Source organism: Variovorax sp. GW821-FHT09D05, from assembly GCF_059416325.1.
This window is the reverse complement of sequence record NZ_JBWKOZ010000013.1, coordinates 69,366-89,613: the sequence shown is the minus strand read 5'-3', so window position 1 is coordinate 89,613 and position 20,248 is coordinate 69,366. Positions and strand designations below refer to the sequence as shown.

General features: G+C 66.6%; 17 protein-coding genes. 9 read left to right on the top strand and 8 right to left on the bottom strand.

The window, feature by feature from the left end; genetic code table 11:
* Nucleotides 1-4 precede the first annotated feature (4 nt).
* A complete protein-coding gene (gene ypfJ, locus AC07O3_RS29980; protein WP_093058537.1) occupies nucleotides 5-895 on the top strand; it encodes a KPN_02809 family neutral zinc metallopeptidase in 891 nt (296 codons plus the stop codon).
* Nucleotides 896-1,026: 131 nt separating this feature from the next.
* Nucleotides 1,027-2,490, top strand: a complete 1,464-nt coding sequence (locus AC07O3_RS29975; protein ID WP_093080851.1) for a DEAD/DEAH box helicase — start codon at nucleotides 1,027-1,029, stop codon at nucleotides 2,488-2,490.
* Nucleotides 2,491-2,525: 35 nt separating this feature from the next.
* Here AC07O3_RS29975 and AC07O3_RS29970 read toward each other — a convergent pair whose 3' ends face one another.
* From AC07O3_RS29970 to AC07O3_RS29950, 5 genes are all read right to left on the bottom strand, one after another.
* Nucleotides 2,526-2,747 (bottom strand): hypothetical protein, encoded by a 222-nt coding sequence (locus AC07O3_RS29970; RefSeq protein WP_093080849.1) that lies wholly within the window; start codon nucleotides 2,745-2,747, stop codon nucleotides 2,526-2,528.
* A gap of 128 nt (nucleotides 2,748-2,875) precedes the next feature.
* A complete protein-coding gene (locus tag AC07O3_RS29965; RefSeq protein WP_495341049.1) occupies nucleotides 2,876-4,498 on the bottom strand; it encodes a rhodanese-related sulfurtransferase in 1,623 nt (540 codons plus the stop codon).
* Nucleotides 4,495-5,106 (bottom strand): cysteine dioxygenase family protein, encoded by a 612-nt coding sequence (locus AC07O3_RS29960; RefSeq protein WP_495341048.1) that lies wholly within the window; start codon nucleotides 5,104-5,106, stop codon nucleotides 4,495-4,497. Before AC07O3_RS29960 ends, AC07O3_RS29965 begins: the two co-directional genes overlap by 4 nt.
* Nucleotides 5,103-6,086, bottom strand: coding sequence for an ABC transporter substrate-binding protein (locus AC07O3_RS29955; protein WP_097198531.1), 984 nt, complete (start codon nucleotides 6,084-6,086; stop codon nucleotides 5,103-5,105). Before AC07O3_RS29955 ends, AC07O3_RS29960 begins: the two co-directional genes overlap by 4 nt.
* Nucleotides 6,083-7,327 (bottom strand): acyl-CoA dehydrogenase family protein, encoded by a 1,245-nt coding sequence (locus AC07O3_RS29950; RefSeq protein WP_495341047.1) that lies wholly within the window; start codon nucleotides 7,325-7,327, stop codon nucleotides 6,083-6,085. The genes AC07O3_RS29955 and AC07O3_RS29950 overlap by 4 nt, the downstream gene beginning before the upstream one ends.
* A 110-nt stretch (nucleotides 7,328-7,437) precedes the next feature.
* On the opposite strand from AC07O3_RS29950, the gene AC07O3_RS29945 reads away from it, so the two are divergent.
* Genes AC07O3_RS29945 through AC07O3_RS29925 form a run of 5 tightly spaced genes read left to right on the top strand, consistent with a single transcriptional unit; the run spans nucleotide 7,438 to nucleotide 12,413 of the window.
* Nucleotides 7,438-8,439 (top strand): ABC transporter substrate-binding protein, encoded by a 1,002-nt coding sequence (locus AC07O3_RS29945; RefSeq protein WP_093058502.1) that lies wholly within the window; start codon nucleotides 7,438-7,440, stop codon nucleotides 8,437-8,439.
* A gap of 38 nt (nucleotides 8,440-8,477) precedes the next feature.
* Nucleotides 8,478-9,596, top strand: a complete 1,119-nt coding sequence (locus AC07O3_RS29940; RefSeq protein WP_495341046.1) for an LLM class flavin-dependent oxidoreductase — start codon at nucleotides 8,478-8,480, stop codon at nucleotides 9,594-9,596.
* A gap of 3 nt (nucleotides 9,597-9,599) precedes the next feature.
* Nucleotides 9,600-10,424 (top strand): class II aldolase/adducin family protein, encoded by an 825-nt coding sequence (locus tag AC07O3_RS29935; RefSeq protein ID WP_489016741.1) that lies wholly within the window; start codon nucleotides 9,600-9,602, stop codon nucleotides 10,422-10,424.
* A 10-nt stretch (nucleotides 10,425-10,434) separates the two neighbouring features.
* Nucleotides 10,435-11,436, top strand: coding sequence for an ABC transporter substrate-binding protein (locus AC07O3_RS29930; RefSeq protein ID WP_495341045.1), 1,002 nt, complete (start codon nucleotides 10,435-10,437; stop codon nucleotides 11,434-11,436).
* 20 nt (nucleotides 11,437-11,456) lie between these two features.
* On the top strand, nucleotides 11,457-12,413 hold the full coding sequence (locus AC07O3_RS29925; protein WP_440532185.1) for an ABC transporter substrate-binding protein: 957 nt from the start codon (nucleotides 11,457-11,459) through the stop codon (nucleotides 12,411-12,413).
* On the opposite strand, the gene AC07O3_RS29920 is transcribed toward AC07O3_RS29925, so the two are convergent.
* Together AC07O3_RS29920 and AC07O3_RS29915 are read right to left on the bottom strand one after the other, a co-directional pair.
* The gene (locus tag AC07O3_RS29920; protein ID WP_256216958.1) at nucleotides 12,410-13,120 is read right to left on the bottom strand and encodes a glycine-rich domain-containing protein; all 711 of its coding nucleotides are present in this window, start codon (nucleotides 13,118-13,120) and stop codon (nucleotides 12,410-12,412) included. The two genes, AC07O3_RS29925 and AC07O3_RS29920, sit on opposite strands and share 4 nt — an antisense overlap.
* Before the next feature lie 72 nt (nucleotides 13,121-13,192).
* Nucleotides 13,193-16,513 carry a bifunctional diguanylate cyclase/phosphodiesterase gene (locus AC07O3_RS29915; RefSeq protein WP_495341044.1) on the bottom strand — a complete coding sequence of 1,107 codons (3,321 nt, stop codon included), beginning with the start codon at nucleotides 16,511-16,513 and terminating at the stop codon, nucleotides 13,193-13,195.
* A 380-nt stretch (nucleotides 16,514-16,893) separates the two neighbouring features.
* On the opposite strand from AC07O3_RS29915, the gene AC07O3_RS29910 reads away from it, so the two are divergent.
* Nucleotides 16,894-17,598 (top strand): fumarylacetoacetate hydrolase family protein, encoded by a 705-nt coding sequence (locus AC07O3_RS29910; protein ID WP_097198536.1) that lies wholly within the window; start codon nucleotides 16,894-16,896, stop codon nucleotides 17,596-17,598.
* A 103-nt stretch (nucleotides 17,599-17,701) separates the two neighbouring features.
* The gene (locus AC07O3_RS29905) at nucleotides 17,702-18,619 is read left to right on the top strand and encodes a helix-turn-helix transcriptional regulator (protein ID WP_097198537.1); all 918 of its coding nucleotides are present in this window, start codon (nucleotides 17,702-17,704) and stop codon (nucleotides 18,617-18,619) included.
* 32 nt (nucleotides 18,620-18,651) lie between these two features.
* Here the strand turns inward: AC07O3_RS29905 and AC07O3_RS29900 are convergent, their stop codons facing one another.
* Entirely contained in the window at nucleotides 18,652-20,190 is a 1,539-nt protein-coding gene (locus AC07O3_RS29900; RefSeq protein WP_495341043.1) for a peroxidase family protein, read from the bottom strand.
* Between the last annotated feature and the right edge of the window lie 58 nt (nucleotides 20,191-20,248).

Here is a 20,248-nt window from a genome sequence, read left to right as displayed (position 1 = left end):
TGCGATGAGATGGGAAGGCAACGAACAATCGGACAACGTCGAAGACCGCCGCGGTGAAGGTGGCGGTGGTGGCGGGGGCGGCGGCTTTATCGGCGGTCGCGGCATCGGCATCGGCACTATCGCGGTCGCGCTGATCGCGGGCTGGGTCTTCGGCATCAACCCGCTCACGGTACTGAGCCTGCTCAGCGGTGGCGGCGGTCCGGCCCCGGTGCAGCAACAGCAACAGGGGCCCGCACCCAAGCCACCGTCCGGTGACCGCGAGGCGGCCTTCGTCTCCACCGTGCTCAAGAACACCGAAGTGGTCTGGACGGGCATCTTCAAGCAGAACGGCGGCACGTACCACGCACCCCGGCTCGTGCTGTTCCGCAATGCCACGCCCACGGCCTGCGGCACGGGGCAATCGGCCATGGGCCCGTTCTACTGCCCTGGCGACCAGAAGGTCTACATCGATCTCGGCTTCTACGACACGCTGAAGAACCAGCTCGGCGCGCCGGGCGAGTTTGCGCAGGCGTACGTCATCGCGCATGAGGTCGGCCATCACGTGCAGGACGAACTCGGCATCACCGCCAAGGTCGACGGCATGCGCAACCGCCTGAGCCAGACACAGAACAACGCGATGAGCGTGCGCGTCGAACTGCAGGCCGACTGCTTCGCGGGCGTGTGGGCCCACCATTCGCAAGAGTCGAAGAAGTGGCTCGACCCGGGCGACATCGAGGCCGCCATGAACGCCGCGCAGAAGATCGGCGACGACGCTCTGCAGCGTTCCGCAGGCCGTGCAGTGGTGCCCGACAGCTTCACCCACGGCTCGAGCGCGCAGCGCCAACGGTGGTTCGGCGCGGGTTATCAAAGCGGCGATATCAAGTCCTGCGACACCTTCAATGCGCGTAGCCTCTGAGCTGCATCGTCTTGAAGGGCCTGCCAGTGCTAGGTTGGCTGCTATCTAATAAATAGCAATTCCGCTGGCGCGGGCGTTGTCATGCCGCCGTCACTGCCGTTTTTTGCGGCAATGCGACAATAGCGGGCTCAATGACAAGCTCCTTCTCCAATCTATCGCTGGCGGAACCGCTGGCGCGCGCCGTAGCCGAAATGGGCTACGAGACCATGACACCGATCCAGGAGCAGGCCATTCCGGTCGTGCTCGCGGGCCAGGATGTGATGGGCGCCGCCCAGACCGGCACCGGCAAGACGGCGGCGTTTTCGCTCCCGCTGCTGCAGCGCATGCTCAAGCATGAAAACGCCTCGACCTCGCCCGCGCGGCATCCGGTCCGGGCTCTCGTGCTGCTGCCCACGCGTGAACTGGCCGACCAGGTCGCGCAGCAGGTCAAGCTGTACGCCAAGTACACCAACCTGCGCAGCACGGTGGTGTTCGGCGGCATCGACATGAAGCCGCAGACGCTGGAACTGAAGAAGGGCGTCGAAGTGCTGGTCGCCACGCCGGGTCGGCTGCTCGATCACATCGAAGCCAAGAACGCGGTGCTCAACCAGGTCGAATACGTCGTGCTCGACGAAGCCGACCGCATGCTCGACATCGGCTTCCTGCCCGACCTGCAGCGCATCCTGAGCTACCTGCCCAAGCAGCGCACCACGCTGCTGTTCTCGGCCACGTTCTCGCCCGAAATCAAGCGACTGGCCGGCAGCTACCTGCAGAACCCCGTCACCATCGAAGTGGCGCGGCCGAACGAAACGGCCTCCACCGTCGAGCAGCATTTCTACAGCGTGGCCGACGACGACAAGCGCCGCGCGCTCAAGCAGATCGTGCAGCAGCGCGGCATCACGCAGGCTTTCGTGTTCGTCAACAGCAAGCTCGGCTGCGCGCGCCTCGCACGCTCGCTGGAGCGCGATGGCCTGCGTACCACCGCACTGCATGGCGACAAGAGCCAGGACGAACGCCTGAAGGCGCTCGCCTCGTTCAAGGCCGGCGAAGTCGACCTGCTCGTGTGCACCGACGTCGCGGCCCGCGGCCTCGACATCAAGGACGTGCCCGCGGTCTTCAACTTCGACATTCCGTTCAACGCCGAAGACTACGTGCATCGCATCGGCCGTACGGGCCGCGCCGGCGCCTCGGGCCTGGCCGTGAGCTTTGCCAGCGGCGGCAACGATGCGCGCTTGGTGGCCGACATCGAGAAGCTGATCAAGAAGAAGATCGAGCTCGAACCCGTCGAGTTCGAAGAAGACCGCCCGCGCGGCCGCATCAACGACGGACGCCGCCACTGGCGCGAAGAAGGCGAAGCCGGCGACGCACGCGATGTGCTCGACCAGCCGCGCGAACGCCGCGAGGCCGAAGCCCGCCGCGGCGGTGGACGTCCGCACCGCGCACCGTCGGCACCGCGCGATCCGTTCTTCGACAAGCCTTACGAAGCCGGCGAGCCCGATGCCACACCGGCATGGGAAGCTGCCGCCAAGGCTGCAACGCCCGCACGCGGCATCTCCAGCAACATCAAGACCAAGCGCAAGGTCGCCGCTCTGTTCAAGAGCGCCGAGCCGAGCTGATCCAGGCGTGTAGAGGCGGCATCAGCCGCCTCGGTTCAGCGCCAGCCGCGGTGCCATCCGTATTGCGGGTGGTGCCAGCCCCAGCCGTAGCGCGGGTGGTAGGCCCACACGAAGCCGACACCGGGCGACACGTAGGTCGGTGCCACATAGGCCACACCCGGAGGTGCTGAGTACACGGGGGCTGCCGGTGCGACCACGCAGCCGGTCAGGACTGCTGCCAGCGCGGCGGCGGACAAGGCAAGAACAGGGAATCTCATGGCAAAGCTCCTGGGACGAGTTGTTGTCGGTATGAACAACCAACGTCCCGTGGCATCGCCGGATGACGGCCTTTACCCAGCCTACACAGTGTCACCGCCGTGTTGTCATCCTTTCAAAACGCTTGCATCTAGATCACGTTGAAATGATGCGTGCCGTCGCGCCCTAGCTGCGCCACCAGGCCGTACTCCCAATCGAGATAAGCCTGCATCGCTTCGGCCGGCGCGTCGGTGCCTTCGTACGGCCGGCGATAGCGATCAGTGCGCGCAGTTGCAAGGCGTGTCTCGCCGGTCTCCGCGTCGAGGCCTGCGGCGAACCATGCCGCGTTGCCACCGGTCAGCACCAGCACTTCGACATCGCCCTTGCCGCGCGCATCGAGCAGCGCGCGCAGGTCGGCCGCGGCATATCGGGCGAGCAGGCTGCTGCCGCAGGTCAGCACATAGCGCTGCGCCGGTGGAATGACCGCATCGAGGGCCTGCGCCAGTTGCGCGCGGATTACATACCAGGCGCCGGGAATGTGGCGCTTCACGTAGTTCGCGCTCGTCGTCACGTCGATCACCGCGGTGCCGGGTTGCTTCAGCAACGCCGCCAGTTCCTTCGGCGCGAGCTCGCCCACAACGGCCGCAACCGGCGGGTATGAGCTCGGCGGTGCCGAGGTCTCGATGAAGTCCGCAGCCGTTGGCACGACATCCGGCACATAAACCTCCCACCCCATCTGCGCAAGCCACGACGCGCTCATCGAAGCCCGCACACCATCGTCGTCCGCCAGCACGATGCGCGCGCCGCGCACGGGCACCTGGTGATCGGTTTCCTGCACAAGTTGCCCGCCGGGCGCACTGGCAAAGCCGGGCAGGTGGCCCGCCGCATATTCCTCGGGCGTGCGCACGTCGAAGCGGTACACGGTGCGTCCCGGCGCTTCGAGCGTCTGCAATGCGTCGAGCGCGATGCGGCGCACGCCAGCCAGATCGGCCACGCGTTTTGCATCGGCCTGCGCCTGTGCGCGATGCGTTTGCGACACCACGGCAGGCGCCTGCCGGTCGGCACCATGGTCCAGCACCTGCCCCGCAAGCTTCCAACCGATCGTGCCGTTGCGCAGCGCAGCCACCGGGTTCGGAATGCCCGCGTTCACCAGCGACTGCGTACCGATGATGCTGCGTGTGCGTCCTGCGCAATTGACGATCACCTGCGTCGAAGGATCAGGCGCCAGCTCGCGCACGCGCAGCACGAGCTCCGCGCCCGGCACGCTGGTGGCCGAGGGAATGCTCATCGTCTGGTACTCGTCGAAGCGGCGCGCATCGAGCACCACCACGTTGGCCTTCGCATCGACCAGCGCCTTCACCTCGGGCGCGGACAGCGAAGGCGTGTGCCGTTCGTGCTCGACCAGTTCGCCAAACGACTTGCTCGGCACGTTCACGTCGCGGAACAACTCGCCGCCCGCGCGCCGCCAGCCTTCGAGGCCGCCTTCGAGCAGATGCAAGTTCGTGTAGCCCAGCGCAGCCAACGTCTTCGCGGCCAGCGGCGCAAGGTCGACACCGCCGTGCTCGCCGTACAGCACGATGAGCGTATCGCGCCGCGGAATGCGCCGCCACGCTTCGATCTCGATGCGCGACAGCGGCAGGTTCGCAGCCCACAGCGGATGCTCCTGTGCGAACGGATCTTCCTCGCGCACGTCGAGCAGGGCGGTTTCGTCGCGGGCGATGAGCCGTTCGCGCACGGCGGCGAATGAAAGAACGGGAAAGGAGGCAGTCGTCATACGGTGTTCGAGGATGCGAGTTCAGCGGAGCGATCCCACAGGTTGGGCAGCAGCGCGTTGGAGTATCCGGAGACAAAGGGCTTGCGGCCGCCCTCCGTCGGGTAAGTATGCCGCCGCACGGCGCCGATGTTCGCGCCGTACACGTGGATGCTGATCGACACGCGATCCGCATGCGCGTTGTGCACGCGATGCAGGTCGCCGACGGTGGGCGACACGGCTTCGACGTCGCCAACATCGAGCCGCACCGCCTCGCCCTGCGGCTGCGCACGGCCCTGCGCATCGAGCGCATAGCCCTGGCTGTACTCCGCGCCGCGCAGCATGCCGATCAGCCCCCACACCGTGTGGTCGTGCACCGGCGTGGCCTGTCCCGGCCCCCACACGAAGCTCACGACTGAAAAGCGCTCGGTGCTGTCCGCGTGCAGCAGAAATTGCCGATAGCGCACAGGGTCGGGCTGGGCAAAGGCCTCGGGCAGCCAGTCGTCGCGCGCAACCAGCGTGCGCAGCAACGCGCCGCCTTCAGAAAGAATGCGGGGCTCGTCGGGCGCGCTGTCGAGCAGCCGGCCGAAAGCGCCGACGAATTCGCGCAGGGGCGCCAAGGTGGCGATCACGCCGGGCGCTTCCAGACGCTGGTGTCGGTAATCGCGCGCACATCCACCCGCACCGGCAGGATGCCGTCGCGCGCCGAGCGGTCGGCCACGGCCTGCAGCGCGACGATGTCGGCTTCGCTCACCGGCCGGCCTGCCACCGAAGCCCGCGCGGTGATGATGCGCGACGACTCGATCGGCAGCCGCGTGAGCTGGCTGTAGGCCTGTGCGTAGGCTTCGGGGTTGGCCAGCGCCCAGTCGCCCGCGCGGCCCAGCCGGTCGAGAAACTGCACGATGGCCGCGCGCCTGGCCGGGTCGGCCAGCGAATGTTCGCTCGCGGTGATGAAGCCCAGGGCAGTGTTGATTCCGCGCCCGTCGCGCAGGATGCGTCCGCCTTGCTGCACGGCGATGGTGTAGTACGGATCGAAGATGGCCCAAGCGTCGATCTGTTTCGAGGCGAAGGCGGCGGCTGCGTCGGTCGGCAGCACGAACTTCACCGTTACCTCTTCGCGCCGCACGCCGGCTTCTTCGAGTGCGCCGTACAGCTGGTACTGCGAGATGCTGCCGCGCGCCGACGACACGATCACCGTCTTGCCGCGCAGGTCCGCAACGCTGCGCAGCGGCGAATCGGGCTGCACGACGATGCCCAGCGAGTCGGCCTTGCCGACGCGCGTGGCGACGATCTTCAGCGGCGTCTTGCCCACGGCCGCGGCCAGCACGGGCAGGTCGCCGGCCATGGCTGTGTCGACCGCCGCGCTGCGCTGCGCCTCGAACAACGGTGCCGCCCCCTGGAAGTTGGCCCAGCGGTAGGCGAACGGCGCGCCTTCGAGTGTGCGCGAGGCCTCGAAGAGCGAGCGCAGGCCACCGGCCTGGTCGCCAAGCACCAACGTCGTCTGTTGCGGCTGCGCCCACACGCGCAGCGAGCCAGCGGCGGCCAGCGAGAGCGCGGTGCCTTGCTTCAGCCAGCTGCGGCGGGAAGCCCTGGAAAACAGCAGGTCGGTCATGCAGCGGCTCCCGTTGAGAGCAAAGCGCGCTTGCCCGCGGCCACCAGGATCGCATCGTTCTGCGGTGTGTGGATGCGGCTGCACAGCACGTCGCGGTAGTGCCGCTCCAGCGGGTTCTGCCGCGTGAGGCCGTGGTTGCCGCTGAGCTGCAGCGCCAGCTCGACCGCGCGGATTGCGTTGCCTGTCACGGCGTACTTGAGCAGGCCGCTGTCGGCGGAGGGTTGCGCATGGCCGCGATCGACGGCGGCGGTTGCGTCGTCGAGCAGCACCCGGTTGGTTCGCAGCAGCGCCTCGATCTCGCCCACATGCTCCTGCACGCGCGGCAGGCTGGCCAGCGGCGCGCCGAGGCTGCCAGGCGCTCGCTGATTCAGGAAGCCGACCAGCCAATCGCGTGCGGCCGTGGCCACGGCGTCGTACAGGCTGCCGAGCAGCACCGTCATCCACGCCTGCTGCGTGGCATGGGCGTCGATATCGGTCTGGCTGCCTGCATCGGGCGCCCAGTCGGCTGGCGCGCGAAGGTCCACCGCGTGGTCGAGATCGATGGCGACGTCTTCGAACACCACCTCGTGGCTGCCCGAGGCGCGCAGGCCCAGATGGTCCCAGCTCGCGATCACGCGCACGCCGGGCGCGTTGCGCGGCACCAGGAACACGCCGGTGCGCGGGGTGGCTTCATCAGCCTCATCGGTACGAGCCCACACGGCGAGCCAGCGCAGGCCCTCGATGCCGGTGGTGTAGAGCTTGTGGCCGTCGATCTTCCAGCCGCTGCCGTCGCGCCGCGCGATCGTGCCGGGCAGGCCGCCGCGGGCCGGCGAGCCGAGCGCGGGCTCCACGCGCAGCGCGTTGATCAGCGCGCCGTTTGCGACTGCATCTCGCGCCACGCGTTCGCGCAGATGCGGTGGCCAGCGGCTGTCGATGCGCGTCAGTGCGTGGTGTTGCAGATAGGTCATCGTGAGAATCAGCGCCGTGGCCGGCTCGCCCCGCGCCACGGCCGAGATCACGCGCCGTGCCGTCGCCAGCGTGGCACCGCCGCCGCCGTGCTCGGCGGGCGCGACCAGCCCGATGAGTCCATGCGCTTGCAGTGCCGCGAAGTTCTCGCGCGGAAAGGCGCCGCTGCGGTCGTGGTCGGCCGCGGTGGCTGCGAACTGGGCCGACAGGCGCGCCAGCACGGAGGCATCGACGGTGGAAGGCGGGGAGGGATGTTCAGGCGTGGCCGGTGTGCGGCGCAAGGGGAGTGCACTCATGGTTCCCGCACGGTACCGGGCCGCCCGGCGCGGGAAAACGACGCATCCCGCATATGCAAACTCGTTTTTCTGCGTTCGCTTCCGTGGAGCGTCTGGTTACGGTTCGGTGCATGAAACCAGACTTTCCTTTGGACAGGCGTCGCCTGCTGCAAGCCGCCGCAGCGTTGGCCGCGACAGGCACAGCAGGCTGGACGCAGGCGGCCACGCCCTCGCGCGACCTGTCCGGCGTCACGCTGCGCGTGGGCACCTACAAGGGCCTCTGGCGCCCGCTGCTCGCCGCCTCTGGCCAGGCGAACACACCCTACAAGATCGACTGGCGCGAGCTCAACAACGGCGTGCTGCACATCGAGGCCATCAACGGCGATGCGCTCGACCTGGGTTCGGGCAGCGAGATACCGCCGGTGTTCGCGGCGCGACAGAAGTCCAGCGTGAAGCTGGTGGCCGTCACGCATGAAGACCTGAACAACCAGGCCACGCTGGCGCGCAAGGACGCGCCGATCCGCACCATCGCCGACTTCAAGGGCAAGCGCGTGGGCTACGTGCGCGCCACCACCTCGCACTACTACCTGGCCAAGCAGCTGGCCGAAGCGGGCCTGTCGTTCAGCGACATCCAGGCCGTGAGCCTCACCCCGTCGGACGGCCTCTCGGCCTTCGCGCGCGGCGACCTCGATGCCTGGGCCATCTACGGCTACAACGGCCAGCTGGCGCGCACGCAGTACGGCGCCCGCGTCATCAAGACCGGCGTGGGGTATCTCTCGGGCAATTTTCCGATCTACGCCAACCCGCGCGCGCTCGACGACGCGTTGCGCCGCGCCGCACTGAGTGACCTGCTGCAGCGCCTGCAACGTTCGTTCGCGTGGATCAACGGCAACTTTTTGGCCTATGCCCGCGCGCAGTCGGCCGAAACGCGCGTGCCCGTCGGCGACATCGTCGAGCTCTTCAACGGCCGCAGCGGCGACTACAGCCTTGGCCCCGTCAGCGATGCCGTGGTGCGCAGCCACCAGGACGTGGCCGACACCTTCCTGAAGATCGGCGTGCTCGACGGTCCGGCCGACGTCAAGCCGCTGTGGGACCGCAGCTTCGAGAACGCGCTGCGCCTGCCCGCTGCCTGACATCCACCTCCCATTCATATTCAAACAAGGACAACACCATGAGCCAGCAACACCAAGACGGCGTCGAGTTCATCGGCATGATCCAGGGCCAGAAGGTCTCGGAGATCCACGCGGCCAAGGGGCCCTCACTCGACCGCGACTACGTGCGCGCCTTCGCGCAGGCCCACGAAACGGCCGGCTTCGACCGCGTGCTGGTGCCGCACCACTCGACCAGCCCCGACGCCACGCTCACGGTGGCCTACGCCGCCTCGGTGACGCAGCGCATCCACTTCATGCTCGCGCACCGCCCCGGCTTCGTGGCGCCCACGCTGGCGGCCCGGCAGTTCGCCTCGCTCGACCAGTTCAGCGGCGGCCGGCTGGGTGTGCACTACATCTCGGGCGGCTCCGACGAAGAGCAGCGCCGTGACGGCGACTGGCTCGACCACGACCAGCGCTACGCCCGCACCGACGAATATCTCGAAGTGCTGCACAAGGTGTGGACGGCCGAGAAGCCCTTCGACCACGAAGGCGCGCACTACCGCTTCCAGAACGCGTTCTCCGAAGTGAAGCCGCTGCAGGCGCGCAACGGCAAGCCGCACGTGCCGGTGTACTTCGGCGGCGCTTCCGAGGCTGCGATTCCGGTCGCCGGCAAGTACGCCGACGTGTATGCGCTGTGGGGCGAATCGCTCGACCAGGCGCGCGAGCTGACCACGCGCGTGCGCGCTGAAGCGGCCAGGCACGGGCGCAGCGTGCGCTTCTCGGTGTCGTTCCGTCCGATCGTGGCGGAGACCGAAGAAGCCGCATGGGCGCGCGCCGAGAACATCCTGGCGGAGACCAAGCGCCTGCGCGTGGTGCAGGGCTACAACCGCGGCGGTCCGCAGCAGAGCGAAGGCGCCAAGCGCCTGCTGGCCGCGGCCGAGAAAGGCTCGCGGCTCGACAAGCGGCTGTGGACCGCGGTCGCGCAGGAAATCGGCGGTCGCTCGAACAGCACCGCGCTGGTCGGCACGCCCGAGCAGGTGGCCGATGCGCTGCTCGACTACTACGACCTGGGCGTCACGACCTTCCTGATCCGCGGCTTCGACCCGCTGGAAGACGCTCTGGACTACGGGCGCGAGCTGATTCCGCGTACGCGCGAGCTGGTGGCGCAGCGCGCGCAGGCACAACGCAAGGCGGCCTGAGTCATGAGCGCCGTTCTCTCCATCGACCGCAACGCCCCCCAGCCGCTGAAGCTCAACCCGAACCCGCAGCAGAAGTACTGGTTCGACCCCATCCCGCCGCGCACCACCGTGCAGGCCGAGCGCCGCCACCGGCAGGAGCGCCTGGCCGGCGCTTTTCGCCTGTTCGCGCGCTTCGGTTTCGCGCAGGGTCTGGCCGGTCACATCACCGCGCGCGACCCTGAGCTGAGCGACCACTTCTGGGTCAATCCGCTGGGCATTCATTTCTCGCGCATCAAGGTATCCGACCTGTTGCTCGTCAACTCGAAGGGCGAGACCGTCATTGGCGACAGGCCGCTCAACAAGGCCGCCTTTGCCATTCATGCCGCCATCCACGAGCACAACCCGAAGATCATTGCTGCCGCCCACACGCATTCGACCTACGGCAAGGCCTGGTCCACGCTGGGCCGCAAGCTCGATACGCTCACGCAAGACAGCTGCGTGTTCCACGAAGACGTGGCGCTGTTCGACGACTTCACCGGCATGGTGGTCGACACCAGCGAGGGCGACCGCATCGCCCACGCGCTGGGCGACAAGAAGGGCGCCATCCTCAAGAACCACGGCATCCTGACCGCAGGCCCCACGGTGGAGGCTGCCGCGTGGTGGTACATCGCGCTCGACAACGCCTGCCACACGCAGCTGCTGGCCGAAGCCGCCGGCAAGCCGCAGCCCATCGACGAGGCCACTGCGCGCCACACGCACAGCCAGATCGGCGGACCCGAGGGTGCCATCCATTCCTTCGACAGCCTCTATGAAGGCCTGGTCGAAGCCGAGCCCGAACTGCTGCTGTAACGCGACGACGATGATCCCAACTCTTTCCCGCCGCAGCGTGCTGCGCGCCGGCGGTGCTGCCGCCGTGGTCGCCTCGGGTGGCCTGATCGCCTCGCAGGCCTTCTCGCAACAGGCTCGCAAGCTCACCTTCGCCTGGAACGCCGCAGCCTTCTGCCTCTCGCCCGTGGTGGTGGCGCAGGAGCGCGGCTACTTCGAGCGCAACGGCCTGCAGGTCGACCTCATCAACTACACCGGTTCCACCGACCAGTTGCTGGAGTCGCTGGCCACCGCCAAGGCCGATGCGGCCGTGGGCATGATCCACCGCTGGCTCAAGCCGCTCGAATCGGGCTTCGACGTGAAGATCGTCGGCAGCTCGCACGGTGGTTGCGTGCGGCTGGTGGGCGCGAAGAGCGCGGGCGTTACCAACCTGGCGAGCCTCAAGGGCAAGACCATCGGCGTGTCCGACATCGCGAGCCCGGGCAAGAACTTCTTCTCGATCCTGCTCACGAAGAACGGCATCGACGCCGACAAGGACGTCACCTGGCGCCAGTACCCGGCCGACCTGCTCGACATCGCGGTGAAGAAGGGCGAGATCCAGGCCATTGCCGACGGCGACCCCAACATCTACCTGATCGAGAAGCGCAACCAGGGCGCCTACGTGGAGGTGGCGAGCAACCTCTCGGGCGAATACAAGGACAAGGTCTGCTGCATCGTCGGCGCACGCGGCGAGCTCGTGCGCAAGGACAAGGCCACCGTTGCCTCGCTGGTGCGCGCCATCGCGCAGGCCTCCGACTACGTGGCAGAAAACCCGAACGAGTCGGCCAAGCTCTTCGCCAAGTATTCGCCCAACGTCCCGGTGGAAGACCTGCGCGCCTTGCTCGGCACGCTCACGCACAACCACCATCCGCTCGGCCGCAACCTGCGCGACGAAGTCGAGTTCTATGCGCGCGATTTCCGAGGCGTGGGCGTGCTCAAGAAGAGCACGGACCCGGTGCGCTTCGCCGAGCATGTTTCCTTCGATCCGCTGGCATGAAGCCCGGCATCAGCAAATCCATGACCCACAGTTCACGTCGCCAGTTTCTCGTTCAAGGTACGGCTGTTGCCGCCGCCATCGCATTGCCCGGTGCAGTTTCCGCGCAGGGTCGCCCGGTGCTCAAGGCCGGCGACCAGAAGGGGGGCCTGCGCGCGCTGCTCGAAGCAGCGGGCGGACTCGAAGGCCTGGGCTACGACATCCAGTGGTCGGAGTTCCCGGCCGCTGCGCCGTTGGCCGAGGCTCTCAATGCCGCTGCGGTCGATTCCGGCCCCATCGGTGATGCGCCGCTGATCTTCGCGCTGGCCGCGGGCACGCGCGTGAAAGCCATCGGCGCGAACCGCTCCGACTCCTACGGCACGGCAGTGCTCGTGCGGCCCGATTCACCGCTGAAGACCGCTGCCGACCTCAAGGGGAAAAGCGTCGCGACCAATCGCGGCTCCATCGGCCACTACATCACGCTCAAGGCCATCACTGCGGCCGGCCTCAAGCCCGAGGACGTGAACCTGCGCTTCCTCGCGCCGGCGGATGCCAAGCTCGCGCTCACGCAGGGCTCGGTCGATGCCTGGGCCACGTGGGAGCCCTACACCGCACTGGCTGAGGTCAGCCACCATGCGCGCGTGCTGGTCAGTGGGCGAGGGCTGCTGCCGGGCCTGAGCTACCTCGCGGCGACCGACAGCGCCATCGCGGCCAAGCGGCCGGTGCTGCAAGACTTCCTGCAGCGCGTGGTGAAGGCCCAGATCTGGTCATACCGCAACGTCGACGCCTACTCGGCTGCGCTGGCTCGCATCATCGGCATTCCGCCCGAAGCCGCGAAGCTGCAGTTCGAACGCCGCCAGCAGAAGTGGGTGCCCATCGACGCGCAGGTCATCGCCGATCAGCAGGGCACCGCAGACTTCTACCGGCAGGTCGGACTCATCAAGCAGCCGCTTGATGTGAAGGGTACTTTCGACACGGGCTTCGGGGTAGCGGCTGGCTAGTGATGCCCGGCTGCAGATGCGCCGGCTTTCACCGAATGCTCTGCCGCGGAGGCCGTAACGGCCGCGGTGCCCGTTTCGAGCGAGCACCATGCTGCCGAAGGTTTGCCCGCCTCCAGCGAACACCATGCTGCTGCGGGTTTGCCTGCCTCGAGCGAACACCACGCTGCTGAAGCCTTGCCCGTCTCGAGCGAACACCATGCTGCCGAAGGGTTGCCGGCCTCCGCCGAACACCACGCTGCTGCAGGCTTGCCCGCCTCAAGCGAGCACCATGCGGCCACATCCTTGGCCGCCGCATGTCGGGGCGCTGGCGCAGGCTCGCCGAATTCCTCGACGGTCAGGCGCTGCATCTCCAGGAAGGCTGCTTGCAGCGCCTGGGCATCTTCCTCGCCGCGCAGGCCGAGGTACGGAAAGTGGTGCAGGAAGTAGCCGAAAGTGGTTTCGCAATCGGCTGCGTACTTTCTCGTGTCGAGGATGTGCATGTGCCAGAAGCGGTCGACGTCCTGCTCTGGAGCGAGCGTCAGGTCGGGGTGCTTGGCGTGCAGTATCAGGTAGCGCTTGTAGGCCACCTCCATCTGATCCGCGTAGGCTGCCGACCAGCCGTAGCCGTCCTCCTTGCGGCAGGCCTTGAACTTGATCGGTGTGAGGTCGAGCGCATTGATCGCGGTGATCGTCTGCTCCAGTGTCTTGCCTTGAGTGGAATGAACCATGAATGCTCCTGTTGAGTTGCTGGAAGGTCCGAGCGAACGTGCCCGGTGAAGATTGCTCCGAAGGTTCGGCCGTCAGACCACTACCGATGGGGCAAATTGGTTGCGCAGGTGATGCGCCATGAAATCGCGCGCCTCGTCGGCGGGTACGGGCTTGCACAGCCAATAGCCCTGGGCCTCGTCGCATCCGTGGCTGCGCAGGTAGTCGAGCTGGGCTGTGGTCTCGATGCCCTCGGCCACCACCTTCATCCGCAACCCGTGGGCCAGGGTGATGATTCCGTCGATGAGCGCTCGTGCGTCGGGGTCTTGCGAAAGGTCGTTGATGAAGGAGCGGTCGATCTTGACCGTCGACAGCGGGAAGTGCTTCAAGTAAGAGAGCGAGGAATAGCCCGTTCCGAAATCGTCGATGGCGAGCCTGACGCCCATGTCCCGAATCGTCCGGAGCAATTTCGCCGCATGCTCGGGGTTCGCCATCACCGCGCCTTCGGTGATTTCCAGCTCCAGCAGCGACGGCTCCAGGCCCGAGGTTTCCAGGACGGCCCGTATGTCGGCGATGAGCGTGCGGCTTTCGAATTGGCGCGGCGACAGATTGACGCTCACCAGCACCGCGGGCAAACCGTATTTCTGCCACGAACGCGAATCGGCGCAGGCCCTCTCCAGCGCCCACTTGCCCATGGACACGATCAAGCCGATCTCTTCGGCGATCGGAATGAACTGCATCGGCGGAATCATGCCCAGAACCGGATGGTGCCAGCGCATCAGCGCCTCGACGCCGACGATGCGCTGGGTCTGCAGATCCATCTTCGGCTGGTAATACATTTCCAGCTCGCCACGTTCCAGGGCATGGCGCAGCGCGCTTTCCAGCATCAGCTGCTCGGTACTCTGCGCATTCATCTTCGCTGCGTAGAACCGGTAGGTGTTGCGGCCTTTTTCCTTGGCGCGGTACATCGCCGTGTCGGCATTTTTCAGGAGCGCTTCGGCATCGGCGCCGTTCTCCGGATAGATGCTCACGCCGACGCTTGCGCTGACGTGCAGTTCGCGCCCCTCGATCACGAAAGGCTCGGCGCAGCAGGCCAGCACCTTTTCGGCGAGCACCTCGGCATCTTTCGGGCCGGACAGGTTCTCCAGCACCAGCACGAACTCATCGCCGCCAAAACGCGCCACGACATCGGTATCGCGCAGCAGCGCCGTGAAGCGCTCGCCGCAGATCTTGATCATTTCGTCGCCCACACCGTGGCCCAGCGTGTCGTTGATGTGCTTGAAGCGATCCAGGTCGACGAACATCACCGCGAACTGCCTCTGATGGCGGTTGCTGCGCCTGATGGCACGGGCAAGCTCGTGCTGCAGCGCGGCGCGATTGAGCAACCCGGTCAATTCGTCGTGGCTGGCAATGAAGCGAAGGCTCCGCTCGGCCCGCTTGCGTTGCTTGTACTGGGCGATCTGCAAGGCGATCACACGCAGCGACTCCAGCGTCTCTGCGTCGGCAACGTACGGATTGGAGCCAAAGAGTTCCAGTGCCGTGGTCGCATCGGCGGAGGCCATCGGCACGATGAGGCCGACGGTCAGCCCGGCCTGGTGGGCCATCGCATCACGCGTGAAATGGCTCGGAGCCGCCAGCGTGTCGATTCGCACAACGCCACCGATCCCCCAGGCGCGGCCCAGCGAACCTTCGCTGGGCCGATAGGTGAGCGACCGGCTGGCGCTGACGAATCGCTGCACCGCCGGGTCGTTGTCGGCATGCCAGGCCGCGGCACAGCGAGCCAGGCCGTCGTCGCCAACGCTCCACAACGCGCCGCAGTCCCAGCGCAGGTCGGTGCATACCGCCTCCAGCGCCAGCGCGATCACCGTCTCGGTCCTGCCGTCACCGGCAAGCAGCCGGGCGATCTTGTATTCGAGCTTCTGGCGCAACGCATCCTTGCGCGGCTGCGTGGCGTCGCGCACGGTGCCGCGCACCAATCTCTTGCCTTCATCTTCGGCCGATTGCGCGATGACGTGGAGCCAGCGTTCGGTGCCATCGGGCAGGCACAGACGATGCTCGAATTCGCTGCGTTCCGTGGACCGGGATGCCATTGCGATGCGCTGTTCGACCGCGAAACGCTCTGCGGGCGGAATGCGCAAGAGCAGCGTGGGCAGGTCCGGCGGCAAGGGGCCCGCCTCGAAGCCCAGGATGCGCCGGGCTTCTTCGGAGCATTGCAGGGCTCCGGTTTCAGGATCGAGGATCCAGCTGCCCAGGCTTGCCAGGTGCTGGGCCTCCTCCAGCTGCCGCTCGCTCCTGCGCAGGTGGCTGGTCATCCTGTTCGCCAGGACCTGGGCCCGGCTGCGTGCGGTGGTCAACGAAAAGACGATGCCGGCAAGCAGCATGCTGGTGGCCAGGCCACCAAGGACAATGAGCCACGGGATGGTCTTGTCGAGCGGGCCGAAGACCTGGTTTTCGTCCTGGCCGACTTCCACCAGCCAGGAGTGCCCGCCCAACTCGAAGCCGAGCACGCGCTCGAGGCTGTGCGCCGGTGCGGCAGCGGGTTTCGCCAGGGACGCGCTGTCGAACAGCAATTGCCGCTCGCCGAATGGGGTTGGCGTTACAAACTTGGTCTCCACGCGCGTCCCGATCGCCCCCTTACCCGGCCCGGCATCGATCAGGCGCAACCGGAACGTCCTCGCGGCATCGGTACCGACCACGTCGCTCAGCATCCCTGCGATGCTGAAGCCCGCGCCAACCGAACCGATGTAGGCACTGCGCCGCTGCTCGAGCGTATCGAGCGGTTGTCTCGGGCGATAGACCGGCAGCCGCATCGCCAATCCAATGTCGGACTCGCGACCCGGGAGGCGGACCTTGCGGCCGGACATGACGAGCCCGCCGGTGTCGCGCCCCTGCTCGAGCGCGTTTCCTCTGTCGGGCATCGCGCCCAGATCATTGCCGAGCAGCTTCTCGTTGCCGCCCTGCGGTTCGACGTAGATCAGCGGGTAGTACGTGTCCCGCCCACCGGGCGGCTTGATGGCGAAGCCGGAGGCAACGCCGGCGTCGAGGCCGGCATCACCGCGGACTCGTTCCTCGAACGCCTGCTTGTCGTTGGCCGCGACGCGGGGCGCATAGTTGACAGCCTGGAAACCGGGGTAGGCGCTCGCCAGGTTCAGCCCCGCGACGTAGTCCCTGAAGTCGCTCCGCGTCACGGAATCGGAGGTGTTGAATCGCGCACGCAGGCCGATCAGGACGGCGATGTAGTCGTCGAAGCGGGCCTCGACCTTGCGAGCCAGATCGAAGGCGGCTGCGTCGAAGCGCGTCTGGGCACTACGCCCGATCTCCTGGTGGGCGGAGACACCGAGGGCGATCGACAGCGCCGTGCCGGCCACGAAAATTACCAGCGGCAAGCGAATCCTGACCCAGACGGACACTGACATCGGATTTGATCCTGTCGTTGGTACAGGCCGGTTAGCTCTGTGTGCAGCGGTGCGGCACGGCAGAGAACGCAGCAGGTTGCTTCGTTGCCGCAATATATATGGCTGGCGAGAGGGCGTCACGCAATTCGTTACAACAATAACAGCACATGCATGGGCGGCTCATTCCGAGTTTGAATGCTTAAGTTTCAACTCTGGCAAGGCGGAATCTGGCATTCGGATCAACCTGCCGATTCGGGGAACGGCGGTTGATCGCCCGGCGTAGCGACGGCGCTCCTGTGCACGCGCCCCGAAAAGAGACGTCAAAACGAAAACGTAGCCAAGTCCAAGACTCGCGTAGATGCGTCCCCCGGAAGCGGGGCACCGCTGGCTAGAGTTGTTACATGATTTCTGCCACCGACACCCTCTACGCCATCGCACCCGCGCCCGTTCACTCGCTGCCCATCCAGGGCGAACGCGCACGCTTCCCGGTCAACCGCATCTTCTGCGTGGGCCGCAACTATTCAGAACACGCCCGCGAGATGGGCCACAACCCCGATCGCGAGCCGCCGTTCTTCTTCATGAAGCCGGCCAGCGCCATCGTGGCCGACGGTGGCGAGTTCGCGTACCCGACGCTGTCGAACGATGTGCACCACGAGATCGAACTGGTGGTCGCGCTCAAGACCGGCGGATCGAACATCGCCGCCGCCGATGCGCTCAGCCACGTGTACGGCTATGCCGTCGGCCTCGACATGACCCGCCGCGACCTGCAGGGCGAGGCCAAGAAGATGGGCCGCCCCTGGGACACCGGCAAGGCCTTCGACGGCTCGGCGCCTTGCGGCGAACTGGTGCCCGTGGCCAAGGCCGGCCATCCGGCGGCCGGCGAGATCCGCCTCGAAGTGAATCGCGCGCAACGCCAGGTCGGCGACCTCGCCGACATGATCTGGAACGTGCCCGACACCATCGCCTACCTGTCGACTCTGTTCACGCTGCAGCCTGGCGACCTGATCTTCACGGGCACACCGGCCGGCGTGGCGGCCGTGCAGCGCGGCGACCGCATGCGCGGCACGGTGGCGGGCGTGGGCGCGCTGGAAGTCGTGGTCGTCTGAGCCTGAGGACGGTCCGCGCATCGGACCTGCCGGGGCTGGCCGCCTCGCACGCCGCAAGTTGGCGTACCCTCGCGGGCAGACGCCTGCCGCCACGCCTGTTCCGATGCGCCCCTCTCCCTCCACGTCCGTCCGCACCTACGGCATGCACGAGCGTGCCGACCACCTCGACTTCGACATCCGCTTTCAGGGGGCTCGCAACGAACTCACACTGCCGCACCGGCATGCGTACTTCCAGATCCAGATCGGCATCGAGGGCAGCTCTCAGCAGGCCATCGGCGGCGAGGTGCGCCCCTTCGGGCCGCGTCACCTGAGCTTCGTGCTGCCGTACCGGGTGCACGTGATTCCGCATCCGCCCGAGGCGCTGTACTGCATCGTCAACTTCGACCAGCGCTTTTTGTGGCCCGAACTCGAGGTCGACGCGCTCGACCTCGACGACGTGTCGCTCGCGCGCTACCCCGACCTCGCTCCCTTCCTGTTCCAGGAGTACGTCGACTTCGCCTTCGACGAGACCGACTTCGCCCGCATCCGCGGCTGGCTCGACGAGCTGCACGCACTGAACGCGGGCCGCAACTTCGGCGCCAAGATCGCGATGCGCGGCATCGTGCAGCAGATCATCGGGCTGGCCTGCATGCGGCAGGAGCAGGCGCTGATGCGCCTTTCGCTGCAGCACAACGGCAAGACCTCGCAGCGCGATGCGTTGCAGCGCGTGGTGCGCTACGTGCGCGACAACCTCGACAAGCCGCTGTCGCTGACCGATGCAGCGGCCGCTGCATTCCTCTCGCCCAACTACCTCGCCAACCTGCTGCGCAAGGAAACCGACCGCACCTTCACGGACCTCGTGACCGAGCGGCGCATCGAGCGGGCGAAGGAGCTGTTGTCGTCCACCTCGCTGCTGGTGCGGGAGATTGCGCACCAGTGCGGTTTTACCGACGAGGCGTATTTCAACCGGCGCTTTCGTCAGTGGGTGGGGAGTACGCCGCGCAATTTCCGGCGCGACCACGTGGTGAATGCGCGCGGGTAGTTTTCCTCAGATCAAGACGCCGAGCGCTCCAGTCAGGCTTGGGTCACGCCGTCGATGGGGCTTACGTCGCCTACGAGCTGCAGGAGGTCCACCATCGTAAAAGTCCCAGGCGTGCGCGAGGGAAGAGTCGGCGTCCAGTCCGGGCCTTTCTTCCAAAGGTAGGACTCATGATCGCCGTGGACCAATCCGATGAAGACTTCCGCCACGATACGCGCGCCCACAGGCCCCAATCGCTCGCCGCCCTCTCTGACCGACGCTTCCTTGAGGATGTAGTACCACAAGGGCGTCTGCTCATGTAGTCCCTGCGCCTTGGCCACCGCGCCGTCCGTGCCGGACGAGATCTCGGCGCTTGTCAAAGGGTTGGGCACTTCCATTGACTGCGCAACCGATTGGCCTGAAGGCAGTCCGAGCATCACGCCCCGCTTCAGGTTCAGGAACGGCAGGCTGGCACCGCCAGGCAGCGCATGCAGCGTCTTGACGACGAAAGGATCGATGCGCCGCGCATGATTGAGCGTGACCCCTGGTGGGTTGTTGCCGAAATCGTAGAAGCGCCGCCAGTCGATGATCCAGTTGCTGGCGAGCTTGCTTATCGGAGTCGGAGCGGTGAGCGGGTTGGGCGCCAGGTCACCCACGATGCCACCTGAGAGGCCGGAGAACGCGAAGAGAAGTCCCAGCGAGGCGGGTGCGAGCCCGCCCGGGGTGAAGACTCTGTTATGGCTGTAGACCTCCCGAACCATGCTGTGTCCGAGCCGGTAGGCCGCACCGGAGAACTCCACGGGCATGTAGGGCGTCTTCTTGAACCGGTAGAACTGGCGGCCCTCGTTGAGAACGCGAGCCACGATGCCGTCTTCGGTGAGCCGTTCCACGAAGTCGTGCAGCACGAGCCATTGATAGTGCCAAGTCACCTCGCGCCGGGCTTGAAAGAAGAGCTCGGCGGGCGTGGGAGCCGTTGGCGAAGCCATCAGCAGGTCCACCACCTTGTTGTGGAACTTCATGAAGGCCAGATGAGTTTGTGCGACCAGCAGGTTCTCGTCATTGCGATGGTCGCCGATCAAGGCCTGGCCCTCGGGGCTTCTCGGAAGGTCGTTGGGGAACACGCCAGGTATGTCGGCCGCATTCTGTTGAAAGCCCAGGGTGGTCTTGCCGATCAGCAGCTTCGCGCTCGGCGCATTGTTGGGGCCGCGGGCGTAGAGGTGCGGGCTGCCGTCCGGACCTCGCCCATAGATCGAGTCCAGGTCCAGCGCCGGCGTCCTGAAGTTCTCGACCCCGGTCGGGTCCTCCAGCTTGTCGCCGATGGAGGTCAGATCCAGCGTGATGTCGTGGTCGACGAACTGGCCCAGATAGGTGAACCCCGCCGGCACTCGTGCGTTGTCTGCGCTGCTGTTGTCGTCCAGCATTGCAGCGGCGAGCGCCTTCAACTTGTCGTCGGAAACAGAAAGAGGCGCCAAGTGAGGGAACATCCGGCCGAACATGCCCGGATCGCCATGTCCCGAGAGCGCATCCAGCGATCCTTTGGTGGGGTGGCGGCCGGCTCGGCCGTGCTTGGGATCGACACCGATTTCATCAGTCATGACGAATTCCTTTGCTTCGTGTGTGGGGCTTCGAGCAACATGATCGGAGCGGGTTTGC